Genomic DNA, 18148 nt, shown 5'->3' on the forward strand with positions numbered 1-18148 from the left:
TGTCTTAGAAAGAGGGATTGTCATGGCAGTGAATGAAAAATTGCGAGACCATTTGCACGATCAGTTATTTCGTGCTATTTTGGAATTGAAGAGTGTCGAAGAATGTTATGAATTTTTTGAAGACCTTTGCACCATTCAGGAAATGAAGGCCATTTCGGCCCGCCTGGAAGTGGCCCGTATGCTCAAGGCCGGCGATATCTATGAAGACATCGTCAAGAAGACCGGCGCCAGCACGGCGACTATCAGCCGCATCAAGCGCTGCCTGGTCTACGGCAGTGGCGGCTACGAGAAGATCCTCTCCCGCATGGCCGAAAAGGACCCGGATTTCCTGAAGTTATCCAAGTAGGAGGGTAGCCGATTTCATGAAGGCTAAGATTGATGTCACCATTTTCCATAATGGTGATATGGATATATTGCATGCTTCCATTTACGAAGAGTTGTGGAAGGATTATTGTACATTTAAAAAACGGGCTGCCATGCAGCAGGACAAGGGGACCAAGAAGGGCACGTTCCTGGCCCGGCGCTATTACCGGGCGGCCCTCTTGTCCCTGTTCGCTTTCTTTGAAGGCGTCTTGAACAGCTGGGTCAAGACCGTCATCCAGGAACGGCAGGAATTTGCCGGCGTCGAACGGCAGGATACGCTCAAGAAGTGCGACGCCATGGTGGAATACTGCTTTTTCTGCTCCTATACCAAGCGGCCCGGTACGTTTTGTTCGCTTTACGGCTATATCAACCGCTATGAACAGCACGACCTGGCCCTCATCGAGCACATCGACGGCCAGACGCTGGGGCAGATCGAGACGGCCATGGAAGAGTTCTTCTGTTACGTCGAAGCCATGACCGCCCTGCGCCGCTTCCCGAAACCGAACGAGTCGACGACGGGCCTCGTGAGCCGCCTTGGCGGGATGGTAAAGGATTGCCGGGGCTGAACGGAAAGGATGTGTTACCTATGAGTGACAAGTATTACCTCGGTTTCGATGCCGGGACGCAGAGCGTCAAAGTCGCCGTCTACGACGAAGACCAGCACTGCCTGGCTATGGACACGGCCAAGACCCATCTGGCCTACCCCCAGCCGGGCTGGGTCCAGATGGACGTCGATGAATATTACCGCCTCATCAAGCAGTGCATGGCTTCGTGCAGCCGCCAGATGGAAGAGAAGGGCTGGGACGTGAAGAACGTCCGGGCCATCATGGGCGACGGGATCATCTGCGGCATCGCCGGTATCGACGCCGACGGCAACGCCATCACGCCTTATGTCAACTATCTCGACAGCCGCACGGCCGACGACGTGGAAGCCTGAAGGCGCAGAAGCTGGCCATCTGGGGCAAAGAAACGGGCAATGCCGAACCGAACATCATGTTCCCGGCCATGTTCGCTCGCTGGTTCATGAAGAACGTCCCGGCCTGGCAGGAAAAGGGCGTCAAGTTCGTCCACAACTGCCCGTACGTCCTCATGCACCTGGCCGGCCTCAAAGGGGAAGACGCCTTCATCGACTGGGGCGCCATGTCCGGCTGGGGCCTGGGCTATGACGTGGTCCAGAAGAAATGGTCGCCAGAACAGCTGGATATCCTGGGCATCCCTGAACGCTATATGCCGCGCATCGTCAAGCCCTGGGACATCATCGGCAGGCTCTGCGAAGAAGATGCCATGGAAACGGGCTTCCCTGCAGGTATCCCCATCTGCGCCGGCGCCGGCGACACGATGGAATCCATGATGGGCAGCGGCATCCTGGAAGCGGGCCGCGCCGTCGACGTCGCCGGGACGTGCGCCATGTTCTGCGCCGCCACGGACGGCATCATTCCGGAACTGTCCGTGCCGGGGAGCAACCTCATCTTCAATTCCGGCACCCTGCCGGGGACGTATTTCTACTGGGGCATGGTCCGCACAGGCGGCCTGGCCCTGCGCTGGTTCAAGGACAGCATTGCCCGCGAAGAAGGCGATGACTACTACGGGACCCTGGACGAACTGGCCCGGCGCCATCAGCCCGGCTGCGACGGGGCCATGTTCATTCCCTACCTGACCGGCGGCAACGGCGACTATCCCAACGTCCGCGGGACCTTCACGGGCCTGACCCTCGACTCCGACCAGGGGGCCATGTGGCGCTGCGTCCTCGAAGGCATCGGCTATGACTATATGGAAATCACCGACCGCTACCGCAAGGCCGGCATCGACCTGACCCAGCTGACCATCACCGAAGGCGGCAGCCGCGATGAACTGTGGAACCAGATCAAGGCCGACATGCTGGATACGAAAATCGTGACCCTCAAAGTCGCCGGCGGCGCCGTCCCGACCAACTGCATCGTCGCCGCCTATGCCGCAGGCGACATACCGGACCTCAAACAGGCCCTCCAGCGCCAGCTGGAAATCAAGGCCACCTACGTGCCCGACGAAAACCATACGGCTACCTACCGCAGGGCCTATGACAAACGCGAAAACCTGCTCAAAGCCCTGAACGGCACTTTGTGAGTCGTGGCTCGTGGCTCGTAGGGGCCGCCCAAAGGGCGGCCCGCCTGAATCCCATGAGCAACGCTATCCGTAATTCGCCGGCCGCTTCGGATTCCGATGCGGCGGCCCGCCGCGACAGACTCAAAATGAGAACGACGCTTCGGGATACCCTCAGCGCGTAGCGGGCCGCCCTCTGGGACGCCCCTACGGATGCCGTTGCACGGCAGCGCCTCAAAGGGAAAGCATCGCCTTGGGTGATTTTCGACTCGTAAAAATGGCCCCGATTGGGGCTTTTCGTAGGGGCCGTCCTGATAAGGCGGCCCGCCTGAATCCCGTGAACAACGCTATCCGAAGGGCGGTCCGTTCGGCTCTCCTCATAGGAGAGCTGTCAGCGAAGCTGACTGAGAGGTTGTCCTTTCGTGATAGTTTATCGTACGGAGTTTGTAGTTTATAGTTTGTAGAAGTTGGTTTTAAATTTTTTACCATTTGCTGCAAACTAAAAACTACAAACTTAAAACTCAAAAAGAGGCTGTCTTAATGCGACAGCCTCTTTTTTGCGGTATTCCCACAAGCGGGCCATCCGTAAACGGAATTCCCACAAGCGGGCCGCCCGCCACGGCTGTCCGTTCCAGCAGCTGTCCTGTGCCTCCCGTTGGTCAGCACCTGACGGGCTGGAAAGGCTTTGGGGCGGCCCCTACATGCGACATCTTTGATGTCGCGGCGACCTGCGGGTGGGGATTCCCAAAGGGAATCCCTACCCATGCACTTTGTGAAAAATAGAAGTATCTCCCATGACGTAAGTTCATAACGTCACATAGATCTATGAGATAATTCTATCGAATGATGCAAAGAAGTAATTTGACTTCTTGATTATTGCATAAAACGCATGTCATAAATGTGAAAAATTGAAAAAAGTGCCGTTTTTTAGTGGATTTTTTTGGGAAGTGTGGTATACTATCAGTGTAAGCAGTGAATCTTATTTAGAACGTGCGTGATTTTTTTAGAAGAATCTAGTGAAAAAAATCACGCGACGAAGGAGGAGTTAAACATGAGTAAAGTAATGGTTATTGGTGCAGGTACAATGGGTTCTGGCATTGCACAGGTTTTCGCAACGCACGGCTGGGATGTCGTCTTGAACGATATTAAAGACGAATTCATCGCTGGCGGCAAAGCTAAAATCGAAAAACAGCTGACCAAACAGGTCTCCAAAGGCAAAATGACCCAGGAAGACAAAGACGCAACTATGGCTCGCGTTTCTGGCTTCGTAACCCGTACGGCTGATAACATGAAAGACATCGACCTCGTCGTTGAAGCAGCTATCGAAGACTTGAAGATCAAATCGGCTATCTTCAAAGAACTCGACGAACTCTGCCCGGAACACACGATCCTCGCATCCAACACTTCGTCCCTGGCTATCACCCAGATCGGCGCAGCTACGAAACGCCCGGACAAAGTCATCGGCATGCACTTCTTCAACCCGGCACCGGTCATGAAATTGATCGAAGTCATCAACGGCATCGCTACTTCTGAAGAAACGTATGAAAAGATCGACAAACTTTCGAAAGACCTCGGCAAAACACCGGTCAAAGTTAACGACTTCCCGGGCTTCGCTGGCAACCGTATCGTCATCCCGATGCTGAACGAAGCTATCCAGGCTTTGATGGAAGACGTTGCTTCCAAAGAAGACATCGATAACGTCTGCAAACTCGGCTTCAACCATCCGATGGGACCTCTGGCTCTCTGCGACCTTATTGGTAACGACGTCGTTCTCCACGTTATGGAAGTCCTCTACGAAGGCTTCGGCGATCCGAAATATCGTCCTTGCGCATTGCTCAAGAAATATGTCCAGGCAGGTTACCTCGGCCGTAAGACTGGCAAAGGCTTCTACGATTACACGAAATAAGTTAGCGATCTGCTAATCGAATACGGGGCGTGACTTTCACACCCCGTATTATTTTTAGAATCTCATGCGCGTATTGACAGTGCGCCTATCCTGTCGGCAGGGGCGGTCTGACTGGCAGGAGTCCCTTTGGGGAGGGCAGCCTGTTGTACATACTATTTCTATACTATACTATTAACACTATTATATGTATTTAGGAGGTTTTTCTCATGGATTACCAGAACATTCTTTTTGCTGTCGAAGACGGTATTGCAACGATCACCATCAATCGTCCGAAAGCTCTGAACGCCCTGAGCCAGGCTACGGTCAGCGAATTGAAGGACGTTGTCGAAAAAGTCGCAGTTGATAAAGCTATCAAAGTCGTCATCATCACCGGCGCAGGTGCTAAATCCTTCGTCGCTGGCGCTGACATCAAAGAAATGGCTTCCAAGAACGCTGCTGAAGGCCGCGAATGGGGCCAGTTCGGTCAGAACGTCTTCACGGAAATCGAAAACCTGCCGCAGCCTGTCATCGCAGCTATCAACGGCTTCGCTCTCGGCGGCGGCTGCGAACTCTCCTGCGCTTGCGATATCCGCTATGCAGCTGAAAACGCTAAATTCGGCCAGCCGGAAGTCGGTCTGGGCATCACTCCGGGCTTCGGCGGCACACAGCGCCTGACCCGTGTCGTCGGCCGCGGCCACGCTAAAGAACTCATCTACACGGGCGGCATGATCGACGCTGAAAAAGCAAAAGCTATCGGCTTGGTCAACGAAGTCTTCCCGCAGGAAGAATTAATGCCGGCTGCTGTTAAACTGGCTAAGAAGATCGCTAAGAACGCTCCGATTGCTGTACAGCTCTCCAAAGCTGCCATCAACCGCGGCATCAACTGCGACGTCGTAACCGGTATCGCTTATGAAGCTGAAGTCTTCGGCCTCTGCTTCTCCACAGCCGACCAGAAGGAAGGCATGGCTGCTTTCTGCGAAAAACGCAAAGCAACTTTCGAAGGTAAATAATTCCATTGTTTGACTCCTAATAGAAAAGGGCCTGTCGCTATGCGGCAGGCCTTTTTCTGTTGAGCAACCTCTCAGTCAGCTTCGCTGACAGCTCTCCTATAAGGAGAGCCACGAGCCACGAATTACGAGCCACTAGCCTTTTCACAAAATTGTGTTACAACGGCCACAGGAAGGCGAACCAGGCGTGGTATAATGAATTGCAAAAAAATTTCAATTCGAGGTGACCTCTTCATGAAAGGTAAACATATTCCCGCTCTGGCTGTGCTCTGCTGTGCCCTCAGCCTGACGGCTCCTGTCTGGGCCGCACCGGCAGTGGATGGCTTAGATCAGACGGCCGTGACGGCGACGGCAGCGGCGACAGCGGCTCCATCTTCTATCCGCGACGTGACGGCCTTGAGTACGGTCTATGATGACGGCGAAAGCGTATCGGCTGTAGCCCTTCATTATCCCAAGACCATTGATGCCAGCCGCCTGAAGGCGTCGGATTTCACCGTCGCCGGCAAGACGATCGACAAGGTCTATACCAATGATGCGCCGGAAACGGCCCTGGCCGGCAAGAAGGGCAGTTACGTCATCGTCAGCCTAGTCCATCCGGCTACGCCCTTGCCGACGGCAGCTTCCCAGAAGAAGCCCAAAGATGACCAGGGCGATAAGGGCAAAGAAGGCTCCAACGCCTTGAACGGCGGCGATGCGCCCATGTATTCCGACCGCAAGGCACCGGACCTGAGCGTCGCTGTCAGCCAGACCGGGACGATCTACGCGACGGATGGCACGGCTTATGGCCCGACGACGACGGCCCTGGCTGCCGACAAGACCGTCGATGCCGTCAAGGACGCCTTTAAAACTTATATATATAAGGACCCGGCTACGGGCTATGAAATGCCGTATAATATTTACCTGCCCAAAGATTACGACGCCGACAAGGCCAAGACTTATCCCATGGTCGTCTTCATCGCCGATGCCAGCGCCAACATCAACGACCCCAAGGCCGTCCTCTATCAGGCAACGGGGCCATCGTCTGGGCAACGCCGGAAGAACAGGCCAAGCATCCGGCCATCGTCCTGGCGCCGCAGTATACGGAAGACCTCATCCGCTCTATCGGCATGATGACCACCGATACCCACCAGTGGACCCAGGGCCTGACCCTGGTGACGGACCTCATCATGGATGTATCCAATAAGTACCGCGTCGACAAGGACCGCATCTACGGGACGGGCCAGTCCCAGGGCGGCATGGCCAACATCGCCATCAGCGACGCCTATCCGGAACTCTTTGCCGGCCAGTACCTCGTCGCCTGCCAGTGGGATACGCAGGAAATGGAAAAACTCAAGGGCAAGAACCTCTGGATCACCGTCTGCCAGGGCGACAGCAAGGCCTTTCCGGGCATGAACGAAGCGACGGCCCTGTGGGAAAAGGACGGCGCTGTCGTCGCCCGCAGCCGCATGTGGGACAGCACGGGCGGTACGCCTGTCTTTGAACAGATGATGCGGGTCATGGAAGACCAGCAGGCACCCATCAACTATACGGTCTTCAAGGACGGCAGCCACATGTATACCTGGTCCTTTGCCTACAATATCGAAGGCATCCGGGACTGGCTCTTTGAACAGACCAAGGCCGAAGATGTCCTGAAGAAAAAGGCACCGGCCGGCATGGATGCCAAACAGCACGGCAAGGACGGCGCCCATAAGGGCAGCCCCCAGGGCAAAGCCCTGCTCAACACGGGTATTGCCTACTTGTACGGCCAGGACGGTGCGACGGACTACGACGTCGCCCGCGAATGTTTCCAGAAGGCCTGGAACGACGGCAACATGAAGGCCGGCCGCTACCTGGGCCTCATGGCCGCTAACGGCTTGGGCGAAAAACAGAGCGATGCCCAGGCTGCCCAGTGGTACGACAAGGCCTAGCAGAAAGGCGATACGACCAGTATGTATCTTTTGGGCAAGTGCTACGAACAGGGCAAGGGCGTCAAACAGGATTACGCCAAGGCCAGGAGCCTCTACGAAAAAGCGGCTCAGCGCATAAAGCCTCCCTTACTAGGGGAGGTGGCCCGAAAGGGCCGGAGAGGTTGAATTTCACTGTAGGGGCTCGCACGTGGCGAGCCCGCTGGGTATATGTGAGATACTTGTGACCGATGGGTGTGAGCGGGCGCCCAACGTGGCGCCCCTACAGAAAAAAGAGCTGTCGCATGTGCGGCAGCTCTTTTTTTACAACTAATTTGACTTTTTGACTTATATTCTCTTGACAAAACATATTCTCCATGCTATCTTATATATAGTCTTAGAAGTCAAATAGTCAGACCACTAAAAATGGTCAAATGAGCAGAAGGTGAGTACGATGGATTTGGATGCACGAAAACAGAAAATACTGCAAGCCATTATTCAGGATTACATCTCCTCTGCCGAACCTGTCGGGTCGAGAACGATTGCCCGCAAGTATGACTTAGGCGTCAGCGCCGCGACGATCCGCAACGAAATGTTCGATTTGGAAATAATGGGCTACCTGGAACAGCCTCACACGTCGTCCGGCCGCATCCCGTCGCTGAAGGGATACCGCTTCTACGTCGACTGCCTGCTCAAGCCGACGAAGATCACGGACGCAGAAAAGCAATTCGTCCGCGCCTGGTTCCAGGACAAAGTGAGCAGCGTCGACCAGATTTTTCAGTCGACGGCCAAGTTACTGGCCAGGATCACTCACAACGTCACCCTGGTCATGGCGTCACAGCGGCTCAATTCCAAGCTGAAGTACATCCGCTTCTTACCGCTCGATGACCGCCGGGCCATCATGATCGTCGTCACCGATACGGGACAGGTAGAGAACTGCATTTATCCCAAACCGGCCGGTGCCAGCCTGGACGATCTGAACATCATCGCCCAGCGGCTGACCAACTACCTGGCCGGCATGGCCATGGACCATATCGATGAAAAGGCCATCGAAGCCTTTCACGAGACCATCGTCGACGACGTCGAATTGTACCGCCTGGCCTTCCGGGCCATGGGACGGGCCTTCCACAAAGACCAGCAGTTCTACAAAGGCGGGACCATGGAGCTCCTGAACAAGCCGGAGTTCAAAGACGTCGACAAGGCCAAGAGCCTCTTTACCATGCTGGAAGAACAGGATGTCGTCGCCAATCTCCTTCACGACGAGGGCGAAGGCGGGGCCGTGACGGTCCGCATCGGCGAAGAAGCGAAATTGTCGTCTATCAATGATTGCAGCATCATTGAAGCGACCTTTACCGACCATGATGTAGTCCTCGGCAAGCTGGCCGTCTTGGGACCGGCTCGTATGGAGTATGCCAAGATCATCGGTCTTTTGGACTTTATGAAACAGCATGTGACACATATGCTGGCACATTACCACGACGATAAGTAGGGAGGGGTACACAGACATGAGTAAGAAAGAAAATAAAGAAGAAAAAGATACCGTATTAGCAGAAGACGCGGAAAAAGTCGCCGAAGATGCTGCTAAGGAAAAGGTAGACGAAGCCAAGGGAACCGCGGCAGATGAAGGCGCCGATAAAAAGGCACCGGATGCCAAAGACGCTGCTGCCAAAGCGGAAGCCGACAAGGCCGCCAAGCTCCAGCAGCAGTTCGTCCGGCTCCAGGCAGATTTTGCTAACTATAAGAAACGCACAGCGGCTGAAAAGCTCCAGATTTCAGAAGTCGTCAAGATGGACGTCATCACTAACATCCTTCCGGTCATCGACAATTTCGAACGGGCCCTGCAGGTCCCGCAGGATAAGGTGGCCGATGATGTGAAATCCTTCATCGACGGCTATGAAATGATTTACAAACAGCTCCTGGGCGTCCTGGAAAAGGAAGGGGTCACTAAGATCGATGCTGTCGGCAAACCTTTCGACCCCAATTATCATCAGGCCGTCATGCGCGTGCCCAGCGACGAATACGATGACGACGTCGTCGTAGAAGTCCTCCAGGAAGGATATCTCCTGGGCGACAAGACGCTGCGTCCGGCCATGGTCAAAGTTGCATTCAACGGTTAATCATCGTTTGAAATAAGATTGGAGGAATCTTTTATGAGTAAAGTTATTGGTATTGACTTAGGTACAACAAACTCCGTAGTAGCTGTCATGGAAGGCGGCGAACCTACGGTCATCACGAATACGGAAGGATCCCGCCTCACACCGTCTGTCGTCGGCTTCTCCAAGACGGGCGAACGCCTCGTCGGCCAGCTGGCAAAACGTCAGGCCGTATCCAACCCGGAAAACACCATTTCGTCCATTAAACGCCACATGGGTGAAAACTACACCGTAGACATCCAGGGCAAGAAATATACACCGCAGGAAATTTCCGCTATGATCCTTCAGAAATTGAAGGAAGACGCTGAAAGCTACCTCGGCGAAAAAGTCACCCAGGCCGTCATCACCGTTCCGGCATACTTCAACGACGGCCAGCGCCAGGCTACCAAAGATGCTGGTAAGATCGCCGGCCTCGACGTTCTCCGTATCGTCAACGAACCGACGGCAGCAGCCCTGGCTTATGGCTCGATAAAGGCGGCGACGGCAAGATCCTCGTATTCGACCTCGGCGGCGGTACTTTCGATGTGTCCATCCTCGAACTCGGCGACGGCGTCTTCGAAGTAAAGGCTACCAACGGCAACACGCACCTCGGCGGCGATGACTTCGATAACAAAGTCATGGAATGGATGATCAGCGAATTCAAGAAAGAAACGGGCATCGACCTCTCGCAGGATAAGATGGCTGAACAGCGCCTCAAGGAAGCTGCTGAAAAAGCTAAGATCGAATTGTCCACGGTCCTCTCGACCAATATCAACCTGCCCTTCATCACGGCTGATGCTACGGGCCCGAAACACCTCGATTTGACCTTGACCCGTGCTAAATTCAACGAATTGACGGAAGACCTCGTCCAGGCTACGATGGAACCGACCAAGAAAGCCATCGCTGACTCGGGCTACACCATCGACGAAATCGACAAGATCATCCTCGTCGGCGGTTCCAGCCGTATCCCGGCTGTCCAGGATGCCATCAAATCCATCCTCGGCAAAGAACCGAGCAAAGGCGTCAACCCCGATGAATGTGTCGCTATCGGCGCAGCTATCCAGGCCGGTGTCCTCGTCGGCGATGTCAAAGACGTCCTGCTCCTCGATGTTACGCCGCTTTCTCTGGGCATTGAAACCCTCGGCGGTGTCTTCACCAAGATCATCGACCGCAACACGACGATTCCGACTTCCGGCAGCCAGGTCTTCTCGACAGCTGTCGATAACCAGCCGTCTGTCGACGTCCACGTCCTTCAGGGCGAACGTGAAATGGCAGCCGACAACAAGACCCTCGGCCGCTTTGAACTGACCGGCATCCCGGCTGCTCCCCGTGGAGTACCTCGTATCGAAGTCACCTTCAACATCGACGCCAACGGCATCGTAAACGTTTCGGCAAAAGACCTCGGCACAGGCAAGGAACAGAAGATCACCATCAAATCTTCGTCGGGCCTCGACAAGGACGAAATCGACCGCATGGTCAAAGAAGCTGCCGCTCACGAAGCGGAAGACAAGAAACGTAAAGAAGGCATCGAAGCTAAGAACAACGCTGACTCCCTCATTTACCAGGCCGAAAAGACCATCAAGGATATGGGCGACAAAGCCGACGCTTCCAAAGTTTCGGAAATCAAGGATAAGATCGCTGCCTTGAAAGAAGCCATGAAGACCGACGATACGGATAAGATCAAAGCCGCTTCCGAAGCCTTGACCAAACCGCTCTATGACCTGACCAGCGAAATGTACAAGAACGCAGACGCTGCCCAGCAGGCTCAGCAGCAGGCAGCCGGTGCCCAGGCCGGTGCACAGCAGGCCCAGAGCGATGGCCAGAAAGATGAAAAAGTAGTCGACGCCGATTACACGGTAGTCGACGATGACAAGAAGTAAGATAGATAAGAGGGGCTGCCCACATGAGTAAAAGAGATTATTATGAAGTCCTCGGCGTTCCCAAAGACGCCAGCGACGCAGAAATCAAGAAAGCTTTTAAGAAATTAGCGCTCAAATACCATCCGGACCGCAACCCGGACAACCCGAAGGCAGCAGAAGAAAAATTCAAGGAAATCAACGAAGCGTACAGCGTCCTGTCGAATAAACAGAAACGCGCCCAGTACGACCAGTTCGGTCCGGCAGCATTCCAGAACGGCAATGCTGCCGGTTCCGGTGCCGGTTTCGGTGCCGGTTTCGGCCAGGGCGGCTTCGGAGGTTTTGGCGGCTTTGGCGGATTCGGCCAGGGCGGCCAGGGCTTCGGCGGCTTTGAAGATATCTTTGATTCCTTCTTCGGCGGCCAGGGCAGCCGTCAGTCGGCCAATGGCCCGCAGCGCGGTGCCGATTTGCGCTTCGACGTAGACATTACCTTTAAACAGGCTGCCTTTGGTACGGAAATGGAAATCCAGGTCCCGAAAGAAGAAACGTGCGATCACTGCCACGGCAACGGTGCCGAACCGGGAAGCAAGGTAGATACCTGCCCGGACTGCCACGGCACAGGCCAGCAGCGCGTCGTCCAGAACACGCCTTTCGGCCAGATGGTCAATGTCCGCACCTGTTCCCGCTGCGGCGGCACAGGCAAGATCATCCATGACAAGTGCAAGAAATGCCATGGCACGGGGACGGTCAAGGTCCGCAAGAAACTGAAGATCAAGATCCCTGCCGGTGTCGACGACGGCGCACGCCTGCGCGTAGCCGGTGAAGGCGAACCGGGCGTCCGCGGCGGCGGTCACGGCGACTTGTACGTCTATATCTTCGTCCGCCGCGATCCCAAGTTCACCCGTGAAGGCAACGACATCTTGTCCCAGGAAACGATTTCCTTCGCCCAGGCCGCCCTGGGGTCGAAGATCCTCGTCGAAACCCTGGACGGCAAAATCGAGCTGACCATCCCGGCCGGCACCCAGACGGGGACGGTCTTCCGCATCCGCGGCAAAGGCGTACCGGTCCTGGGGTCCAAGAACCGCCGTGGCGACCACCACGTCCAGGTCACGGTCTCCGTACCGACGCACCTCAACGCCAAACAGAAGGAACTCCTGCGGGAATTCGCCTATGCTGGCGGCGAAACGTGGGTGGGGGAGCCAAAGCCGGCTGAACAACCGGCCGACGGTGACGCCACGAGCGCGAAGAGCGACAAGAAAGATACGAAGAAGACCAAGAAGAGTTTTTGGAGTAAGTTAAAAGAAGATCTGTAAAGATAAAGGGAGTATGAACGATGCAATGGAATGAAGTAGATTTGCTCGTTTCCCCAACGGCCACCGATTTGGTGGCCCTTCTTGTTTTTGAATGTGGAAGCAATGGCTCGGTCATCGACGACGAGCACCCGGACCACAAAGGGCGCATCCGCATTACGGCGTATTTCCCGCTGGCACAGGAAGGTCTTGTGGAAACGATACGAGAAAAGATGGGCGCCCTGGAAAAACGGGGCGTCGACCTGGGCGACTGGAAGGTCGTCGAAAAGAAAGCTGACGATAAGGACTGGCTCTTTGCCTGGCAGGAACACTTCCATCCCAAGAAGATTTCCCGCCATTTCTGGGCGGCCCCGGCGTGGGAACCGGCCCGTCCGGCCGACGGAGAAGACGTCCTTTCCATCGATCCGGGCCTGGCCTTTGGCAGCGGCTTCCACGACACGACGTGCATGTGCGTCCAGTACCTGGAAGATACGGTGAAGGCCGGCGATACGGTCTTTGACATCGGCACGGGCACGGGCATCCTGGCCATTGCCGCCGCCAAACTGGGCGCATCCCACGTGACGGCTGTCGACTTCGACGGCGTCGCCGTCAAGCAGGCTGCGGTCAATGCCAAACTGAACGGCGTCGAAGACAAATTGACCATCGCCAACAGCGACCTCCTGGCGGCCATCCCGCAGGGGGAAAAGGCCGACGTCGTCGTCGCCAACTTGGTGACCAATGCCGTCCTGGCCCTGCTGCCGACGCTGCCGCCGTATCTCAAGGAAGGCGGTACGCTCATTGCTAGCGGCATCATCGACGAACGCATCGACGAAGTGCGCCGCGCTGCCGCTGCCGTCGGCTTCACCTGGGTCGATGAACAGTTCCGCAGCGGCTGGTATGCCGTCCAGATGAAGAGGTGAGACTATGCGTAAGATTTTCACGGATTTCCCCATTTGCGGGACCTTTGAATTGTCTGCCGACGATGCCCATCACGTCGTCGTCGTCCTGCGCCATACCGTCGGCGATACGCTGAACGTCACGGACTGCACCGGTGCGACCTATGAATGTTTCATCACCCGCATGGAAGGCCATTCGGCGTACCTCACGCCGGCGCGCAAGATTTCCGACGGGCCGTCGTCCAACGGCAGGGTCATCCTGGCGGCAGGGCTCCTCAAGGGCGACAAGTTCGACTGGGTCGTCCAGAAGGCGACGGAACTCGGTGCCGGGCGGATCGTTCCTGTACAAATGGAGCATTGTGTAGTAAAATTAGATGATAAACGGCGGCAGGCACGGCTCGAACGCTGGCAGCGCCTGGCCCTGGAAGCGGCCAAGCAATGCGGCCGCGACGACGTACCCGACGTGGCACCGGTCATGAGCTTCACGGAACTCGTCGACGCCTATGCCGACACGCGCTTCGTCATCCCCTATGAACAGGAGACGGCGCCCTTGTCGGAAGCCTGCCACGACGTGCGTACCGGCGACGTCGTCATCGCCATCGGTCCCGAAGGGGGCTATGCCGAAAAAGAAATCGCCTATGCCACGCAGCGTCTGTCGTGGTGCCGCACGGTCTCTCTCGGGCCCCGCATCCTGCGCGCTGAAACGGCGTCGCTGGCGGCCCTGTCTATCATTATGTACGAAAGAGGATTCAAGTAATGCCAACTATCGCTTTTGCCACTCTTGGCTGCCGTGTCAACCAGTACGATACGGACAGTATGCGCGGCCTCTTCCTGGCTGCAGGCTTCACGGAAGCCGATTTCAATGGCCCGGCCGACGTCTATGTCATCAATACCTGTTCGGTCACTCAGGTCGGCGAAAAGAAATCGCGCCAGCTCATCCGGCGGACGAAGAAGCGCAACGATGCGGCCAAGGTCATCGTCACCGGCTGCTATGCCCAGCTCGACCCGGAGCTTTTGACGTCCATGCCCGAAGTCGACGCCGTCGTCGGGACCAATGAACGCAAGCGCATCGTATCCATTGTCCGCGAACTCCTGCACGACGAAGACGACGAAGCCATCACAGCCGTCCACGACGTGCGCCGCCACGATGAATTCGAGGAAATCCCCCTCTATCCGTCGGCAGTGGAACACACACGGGCCGACCTGAAGATCCAGGAAGGATGCAACAATTTCTGTTCCTACTGCATCATTCCCTATACGCGGGGCGCTTTGAAATCGCGCCAGCCCGACGCCATCGTCGCCGAAGCCAACCGCCTGGTCGCAGCGGGCTTCAAGGAAATCGTCCTGACCGGCATCCACCTCGGCGCCTATGGCCGCGACCTCAACGACCATCCGTCGCTGGCCCACATCCTGGACCGCCTGGTCAAGGAAACCGACGTGGCCCGCATCCGCCTGGGTTCCATCGAGTCCCTGGAAATCGGCGACGACATGATCGACGTCATGAACAGCTCGGACCGCATCTGCCCGCATCTACACCTGCCCCTCCAGTCCGGTTCAGACCCGATCCTGAAGGCCATGAACCGCCATTACACGGTGGCTGAATATGAGGACCTCATCGCCCGCCTGCGCAGCCGCATCGACGGCCTGACTGTCTCGACGGACCTCATCCTGGGCTTTCCCGGCGAAACGGAAGCCCTCTTCGAGGACACCATGGCGACGCTGGAACGCCTCTCTTTCTCGCATATCCACGCCTTCCCGTATTCCCAGCGCAAGGGGACGCCGGCAGCGGATATGAAGGACCAAGTCGAAACGGCGGAAAAGAAACGGCGCGTCGAACTCGTCAATGAACTGTCGGCCCGCCAGAAAGCGGCGCTCCTGACGGCCCTGGTCGGCAAGAAGGCCTCGGTCCTCATCGAAAAACAAGACGGCACGACAGGCGAAGGCTTTACGGAGAACTACGAACGGGCCGTCGTCGAAAATCTTCCGCCTCATGCCGAAGGCACCGTCGTCGAAGTCACCCTCATCGGCACTGACGGGCAGAAGCTGGAAGCGCGTTGTTAGTGGCTCGTGGTTTCGGCCTGAGGCCTAGTGGCTCGTGGTTTCGACCTGTGAGCCCCTAACCCCTAACCACTAGCTGCTGACTGCTAACCCCTAACCCTTGTAGGGGCTCGCACGTGGCGAGCCCGTCCGGAATATGAACGCATTCTGCCTGCATGATTACGACGGTCTGGTGGGCCAGAAAGGCTTTCAGGCCGGCCCCTACGTACACCTACCTAAGGAGGAATTTATCATGGAAGACTGCATTTTCTGCAAGATCATCGCCGGGGAAATCCCGAGCACGAAAGTTTGGGAAGACGATAATTTCTTCGCCTTCAAGGACATCAATCCGGTCGCTCCGGTCCATGTCCTGGTCATCCCCAAGAAACATATCCAGAGTATCGCCGACTTGACGCCGGACGATGTCGCTGTCGCTGGCAAGATGCTCTATGCCATCCAGAAAGTCGCCCAGGTCATGGGCCTTGATAAAGACGGCTTCCGCGTCGTCTTCAACACCGGTGAAAAAGCAGGCCAGACGGTCCATCACATGCACGCCCACATCTTAGGCGGCAAAGAAATGGCTTGGCCCGGCGTATGAGTGAACGGCAGCGGAGACGGAAGCCCCAGCGCCAGGTGACGATTACAGCGGCGGCCCTTACCCGCATCATCGCCATCGTCCTGCTCGTCGGCGTCGTCGCTTTCCTGATGATCCACAAAATTTAATCTTCTTCTCATAAAAAAAGACCCGGAAGGGTCTTTTTTTCATGTAATTTTAATCTTTCTCGTCTACGATGGACGTAATCGGATACATTGAGAAAGGGGAATCGCCATGGAGAAGAATCTATTAGGCTATTATGGAGAACAAGCGGCGCTGGCCTTTGTGCGCCAGGAAAAGGGCTATCACGTGCGCTGCTGTAATTACCGCAACCGCCTGGGAGAAATCGACATCATCGCCGACGACGGCCATACGCTGGTCTTCATCGAAGTCAAGACGCGGACGACAGGTTCTTACGGCCTGCCCTGCGAAGCCGTCGAGAAACGCAAGCGCCGTCAGATCACCCGCGTGGCCTCGGCCTATCTGGCCCAGTTCGATCTTTGGGAGCGGCCATGCCGGTTCGACGTCATCGAAGTCTGGCCAGGAGATAACGGACAGCCTGGCATCCGCCACATTGCTCATGCCTTCCTGGCCGAAAGGCGGTGACGCCGTGTTCGCGCGTATCTATGGGGCGGCGACACTGGGCCTGAACGGGCACGTCATCGCCGTCGAAACGGATATTTCCAACGGCCTGCCGTCGTTCGACCTGGTCGGCCTGGCATCGACGTCGGTGAAAGAGGCCAAAGAGCGGGTCCGGGCTGCCGTCAAGAACAGCGGCTATGAATTTCCCATGCGCCGCCTGACGGTCAACCTGGCGCCGGCTGACCTGAAGAAGGACACGTCCGGCCTGGATTTGAGCCTGGCCGTGGCTATCCTGGTGTCGAGCGGCCAGATTCCCGAAGAGGCCTGCGAAAAATGTCTCTTCATGGGCGAACTGGCCCTGGATGGGCGCATCCGGCCGGTGAACGGTATCCTGCCCATGGTCCTGGAAGGGGCCGCCCAGGGGATGAAGACGGTCTTCGTCAGCCGCGACAATGCCGCCGAAGCCCTGCTCTGTCCGGACCTCACGGTCTACGGTGTCGATACGCTCTGCGACGTCGCCGCCTGCCTGACCGGTGAAAAGCCGCTGGACGCGGCCCGGCCGGAACCCTTGGCGCCGGACCAGCTGGACTATGACGTCGACTTCGCCGAAGTCCAGGGCCAGGCCGAAGCCAAGCGGGTCCTGGAAATCGCCGCAGCCGGCGGCCATAACGTCCTCATGATCGGCCCGCCGGGAAGCGGCAAGACCATGCTGGCCAAGCGCATCCCGACTATCCTGCCGCCCATGAGCGAAGCCGAGGCCCTGGAAGTGACCAAGATATACAGCGTCGCCGGCCTTTTGGGCAAGGGGCGGCTCCTGCAGCAGCGGCCTTTCCGCAGCCCTCATCACACCATTTCCATGGCCGGCCTCGTCGGCGGCGGGTCCATCCCCAAGCCGGGCGAAGTGACCCTCAGCCATCACGGCGTCCTCTTCCTCGACGAACTGCCGGAGTTCCCCCGGTCGGTTCTGGAAGTCCTGCGCCAGCCCTTGGAAGACGGCGTCGTCCACATTGCCCGCGTCCAGGCGGCCCTGTCCTATCCGTCGCGCTTCATCCTGGTGGCGGCCATGAATCCCTGTCCCTGCGGCCGCTACGGCTTCGACGAAGGCTGTACCTGTTCGGACAGCGAGATACGCCGCTATACCCATAAGATTTCCGGCCCTCTCCTGGACCGCATCGACCTCCACGTCCGCGTCGAACGGCCGGCCTACTGGGAACTGACGGCCCGGCGGCGGGCCGAACCGTCGTCGGCCATCCGCTCGCGGGTCCTGTCGGCGCGCCATCGCCAGCAAGAGCGCCTGGCTCCTTATGGCTGTACCTGCAACGCCCATATGGGCCACCGGGAGATACGGGCCACGTGCCAGCTGACCGAGGCGGCCCAGCAGTTGTTGCGCGAGGCCTTCGACGCCCTGCGCCTCAGTGCCCGCAGTTACGACCGCATCATCAAAGTGTCCCAGACCATTGCCGACCTGGCCAAAGAACCGGTCATCGCCAAGGATCACGTGGCCGAAGCCATCAGTTACCGCAATAAGATGCACCAGCCATGAA

The 18148-nt window shown here is 56.9% G+C and carries 19 protein-coding genes and 1 pseudogene; all 20 read left to right on the top strand.

Features of this window, described 5'->3' with window-relative positions:
• The first annotated feature begins 22 nt into the window (after positions 1 to 22).
• The 20 genes and pseudogenes from NM10_RS03495 (at position 23) to NM10_RS03570 (ending at position 18147) form a co-directional block, all read left to right on the top strand.
• Positions 23 to 346, top strand: coding sequence for a YerC/YecD family TrpR-related protein (locus NM10_RS03495; RefSeq protein ID WP_020310224.1), 324 nt, complete (start codon positions 23 to 25; stop codon positions 344 to 346).
• Between the two features lie 16 nt (positions 347 to 362).
• A complete protein-coding gene (locus NM10_RS03500) occupies positions 363 to 929 on the top strand; it encodes a hypothetical protein (protein WP_020310225.1) in 567 nt (188 codons plus the stop codon).
• Positions 930 to 949: 20 nt separating this feature from the next.
• Complete coding sequence (locus NM10_RS14930) at positions 950 to 1300, top strand: FGGY family carbohydrate kinase (protein ID WP_256378950.1); 351 nt, start codon at positions 950 to 952, stop codon at positions 1298 to 1300.
• Between the two features lie 68 nt (positions 1301 to 1368).
• A complete protein-coding gene (locus NM10_RS14935; protein WP_256378951.1) occupies positions 1369 to 2466 on the top strand; it encodes an FGGY-family carbohydrate kinase in 1098 nt (365 codons plus the stop codon).
• Positions 2467 to 3493: 1027 nt separating this feature from the next.
• Positions 3494 to 4348: a 3-hydroxybutyryl-CoA dehydrogenase gene (locus NM10_RS03510; protein WP_020310226.1), complete on the top strand. Its 855-nt coding sequence runs from the start codon at positions 3494 to 3496 to the stop codon at positions 4346 to 4348.
• Positions 4349 to 4554: 206 nt separating this feature from the next.
• Complete coding sequence (locus tag NM10_RS03515; protein ID WP_020310227.1) at positions 4555 to 5337, top strand: enoyl-CoA hydratase-related protein; 783 nt, start codon at positions 4555 to 4557, stop codon at positions 5335 to 5337.
• Positions 5338 to 5568: 231 nt separating this feature from the next.
• Positions 5569 to 6444: a hypothetical protein gene (locus tag NM10_RS14385; protein WP_239639587.1), complete on the top strand. Its 876-nt coding sequence runs from the start codon at positions 5569 to 5571 to the stop codon at positions 6442 to 6444.
• A complete protein-coding gene (locus NM10_RS14390) occupies positions 6441 to 7241 on the top strand; it encodes a hypothetical protein (protein WP_239639588.1) in 801 nt (266 codons plus the stop codon). The genes NM10_RS14385 and NM10_RS14390 overlap by 4 nt, the downstream gene beginning before the upstream one ends.
• Positions 7242 to 7262: 21 nt before the next feature.
• A complete protein-coding gene (locus NM10_RS13200; RefSeq protein WP_020310228.1) occupies positions 7263 to 7406 on the top strand; it encodes an SEL1-like repeat protein in 144 nt (47 codons plus the stop codon).
• 265 nt (positions 7407 to 7671) lie between these two features.
• On the top strand, positions 7672 to 8706 hold the full coding sequence (gene hrcA / locus NM10_RS03525; protein ID WP_020310229.1) for a heat-inducible transcriptional repressor HrcA: 1035 nt from the start codon (positions 7672 to 7674) through the stop codon (positions 8704 to 8706).
• Between the two features lie 16 nt (positions 8707 to 8722).
• Positions 8723 to 9334 carry a nucleotide exchange factor GrpE gene (gene grpE, locus NM10_RS03530; RefSeq protein WP_020310230.1) on the top strand — a complete coding sequence of 204 codons (612 nt, stop codon included), beginning with the start codon at positions 8723 to 8725 and terminating at the stop codon, positions 9332 to 9334.
• A gap of 33 nt (positions 9335 to 9367) precedes the next feature.
• Positions 9368 to 11229: pseudogene (gene dnaK, locus NM10_RS03535) on the top strand (molecular chaperone DnaK).
• Positions 11230 to 11252: 23 nt separating this feature from the next.
• Complete coding sequence (gene dnaJ, locus NM10_RS03540) at positions 11253 to 12518, top strand: molecular chaperone DnaJ (RefSeq protein WP_020310231.1); 1266 nt, start codon at positions 11253 to 11255, stop codon at positions 12516 to 12518.
• A 20-nt stretch (positions 12519 to 12538) separates the two neighbouring features.
• On the top strand, positions 12539 to 13414 hold the full coding sequence (gene prmA / locus NM10_RS03545) for a 50S ribosomal protein L11 methyltransferase (protein WP_020310232.1): 876 nt from the start codon (positions 12539 to 12541) through the stop codon (positions 13412 to 13414).
• 4 nt (positions 13415 to 13418) lie between these two features.
• The gene (locus NM10_RS03550; RefSeq protein ID WP_020310233.1) at positions 13419 to 14147 is read left to right on the top strand and encodes a 16S rRNA (uracil(1498)-N(3))-methyltransferase; all 729 of its coding nucleotides are present in this window, start codon (positions 13419 to 13421) and stop codon (positions 14145 to 14147) included.
• A complete protein-coding gene (gene mtaB, locus NM10_RS03555; protein ID WP_020310234.1) occupies positions 14147 to 15451 on the top strand; it encodes a tRNA (N(6)-L-threonylcarbamoyladenosine(37)-C(2))-methylthiotransferase MtaB in 1305 nt (434 codons plus the stop codon). The genes NM10_RS03550 and mtaB overlap by 1 nt, the downstream gene beginning before the upstream one ends.
• A gap of 229 nt (positions 15452 to 15680) precedes the next feature.
• Positions 15681 to 16025, top strand: a complete 345-nt coding sequence (locus tag NM10_RS03560; RefSeq protein ID WP_020310235.1) for a histidine triad nucleotide-binding protein — start codon at positions 15681 to 15683, stop codon at positions 16023 to 16025.
• Positions 16022 to 16150, top strand: coding sequence for a hypothetical protein (locus NM10_RS14940; RefSeq protein WP_256378952.1), 129 nt, complete (start codon positions 16022 to 16024; stop codon positions 16148 to 16150). Before NM10_RS03560 ends, NM10_RS14940 begins: the two co-directional genes overlap by 4 nt.
• 106 nt (positions 16151 to 16256) lie before the next feature.
• The gene (locus NM10_RS03565) at positions 16257 to 16628 is read left to right on the top strand and encodes a YraN family protein (protein ID WP_020310237.1); all 372 of its coding nucleotides are present in this window, start codon (positions 16257 to 16259) and stop codon (positions 16626 to 16628) included.
• A gap of 4 nt (positions 16629 to 16632) precedes the next feature.
• Positions 16633 to 18147 (top strand): YifB family Mg chelatase-like AAA ATPase, encoded by a 1515-nt coding sequence (locus NM10_RS03570; RefSeq protein ID WP_020310238.1) that lies wholly within the window; start codon positions 16633 to 16635, stop codon positions 18145 to 18147.
• The last annotated feature ends 1 nt before the right edge of the window (position 18148 follow it).

This window comes from Megasphaera sp. NM10, from assembly GCF_000417505.1.
Taxonomy (GTDB): domain Bacteria; phylum Bacillota; class Negativicutes; order Veillonellales; family Megasphaeraceae; genus Megasphaera; species Megasphaera intestinihominis.

Excerpts from the sequence above, each read along its gene's own strand:
- NM10_RS03495 (WP_020310224.1), top strand. The coding sequence starts at position 23 with ATGGCAGTGAATGAAAAATTGCGAGACCATTTGCACGATCAGTTATTT.
- NM10_RS03500 (WP_020310225.1), top strand. The coding sequence starts at position 363 with ATGAAGGCTAAGATTGATGTCACCATTTTCCATAATGGTGATATGGAT.
- NM10_RS14930 (WP_256378950.1), top strand. The coding sequence starts at position 950 with ATGAGTGACAAGTATTACCTCGGTTTCGATGCCGGGACGCAGAGCGTC.
- NM10_RS14935 (WP_256378951.1), top strand. The coding sequence starts at position 1,369 with ATGTTCGCTCGCTGGTTCATGAAGAACGTCCCGGCCTGGCAGGAAAAG.
- NM10_RS03510 (WP_020310226.1), top strand. The coding sequence starts at position 3,494 with ATGAGTAAAGTAATGGTTATTGGTGCAGGTACAATGGGTTCTGGCATT.
- NM10_RS03515 (WP_020310227.1), top strand. The coding sequence starts at position 4,555 with ATGGATTACCAGAACATTCTTTTTGCTGTCGAAGACGGTATTGCAACG.
- NM10_RS14385 (WP_239639587.1), top strand. The coding sequence starts at position 5,569 with ATGAAAGGTAAACATATTCCCGCTCTGGCTGTGCTCTGCTGTGCCCTC.
- NM10_RS14390 (WP_239639588.1), top strand. The coding sequence starts at position 6,441 with ATGATGACCACCGATACCCACCAGTGGACCCAGGGCCTGACCCTGGTG.
- NM10_RS13200 (WP_020310228.1), top strand. The coding sequence starts at position 7,263 with ATGTATCTTTTGGGCAAGTGCTACGAACAGGGCAAGGGCGTCAAACAG.
- hrcA (WP_020310229.1), top strand. The coding sequence starts at position 7,672 with ATGGATTTGGATGCACGAAAACAGAAAATACTGCAAGCCATTATTCAG.
- grpE (WP_020310230.1), top strand. The coding sequence starts at position 8,723 with ATGAGTAAGAAAGAAAATAAAGAAGAAAAAGATACCGTATTAGCAGAA.
- dnaJ (WP_020310231.1), top strand. The coding sequence starts at position 11,253 with ATGAGTAAAAGAGATTATTATGAAGTCCTCGGCGTTCCCAAAGACGCC.
- prmA (WP_020310232.1), top strand. The coding sequence starts at position 12,539 with ATGCAATGGAATGAAGTAGATTTGCTCGTTTCCCCAACGGCCACCGAT.
- NM10_RS03550 (WP_020310233.1), top strand. The coding sequence starts at position 13,419 with ATGCGTAAGATTTTCACGGATTTCCCCATTTGCGGGACCTTTGAATTG.
- mtaB (WP_020310234.1), top strand. The coding sequence starts at position 14,147 with ATGCCAACTATCGCTTTTGCCACTCTTGGCTGCCGTGTCAACCAGTAC.
- NM10_RS03560 (WP_020310235.1), top strand. The coding sequence starts at position 15,681 with ATGGAAGACTGCATTTTCTGCAAGATCATCGCCGGGGAAATCCCGAGC.
- NM10_RS14940 (WP_256378952.1), top strand. The coding sequence starts at position 16,022 with ATGAGTGAACGGCAGCGGAGACGGAAGCCCCAGCGCCAGGTGACGATT.
- NM10_RS03565 (WP_020310237.1), top strand. The coding sequence starts at position 16,257 with ATGGAGAAGAATCTATTAGGCTATTATGGAGAACAAGCGGCGCTGGCC.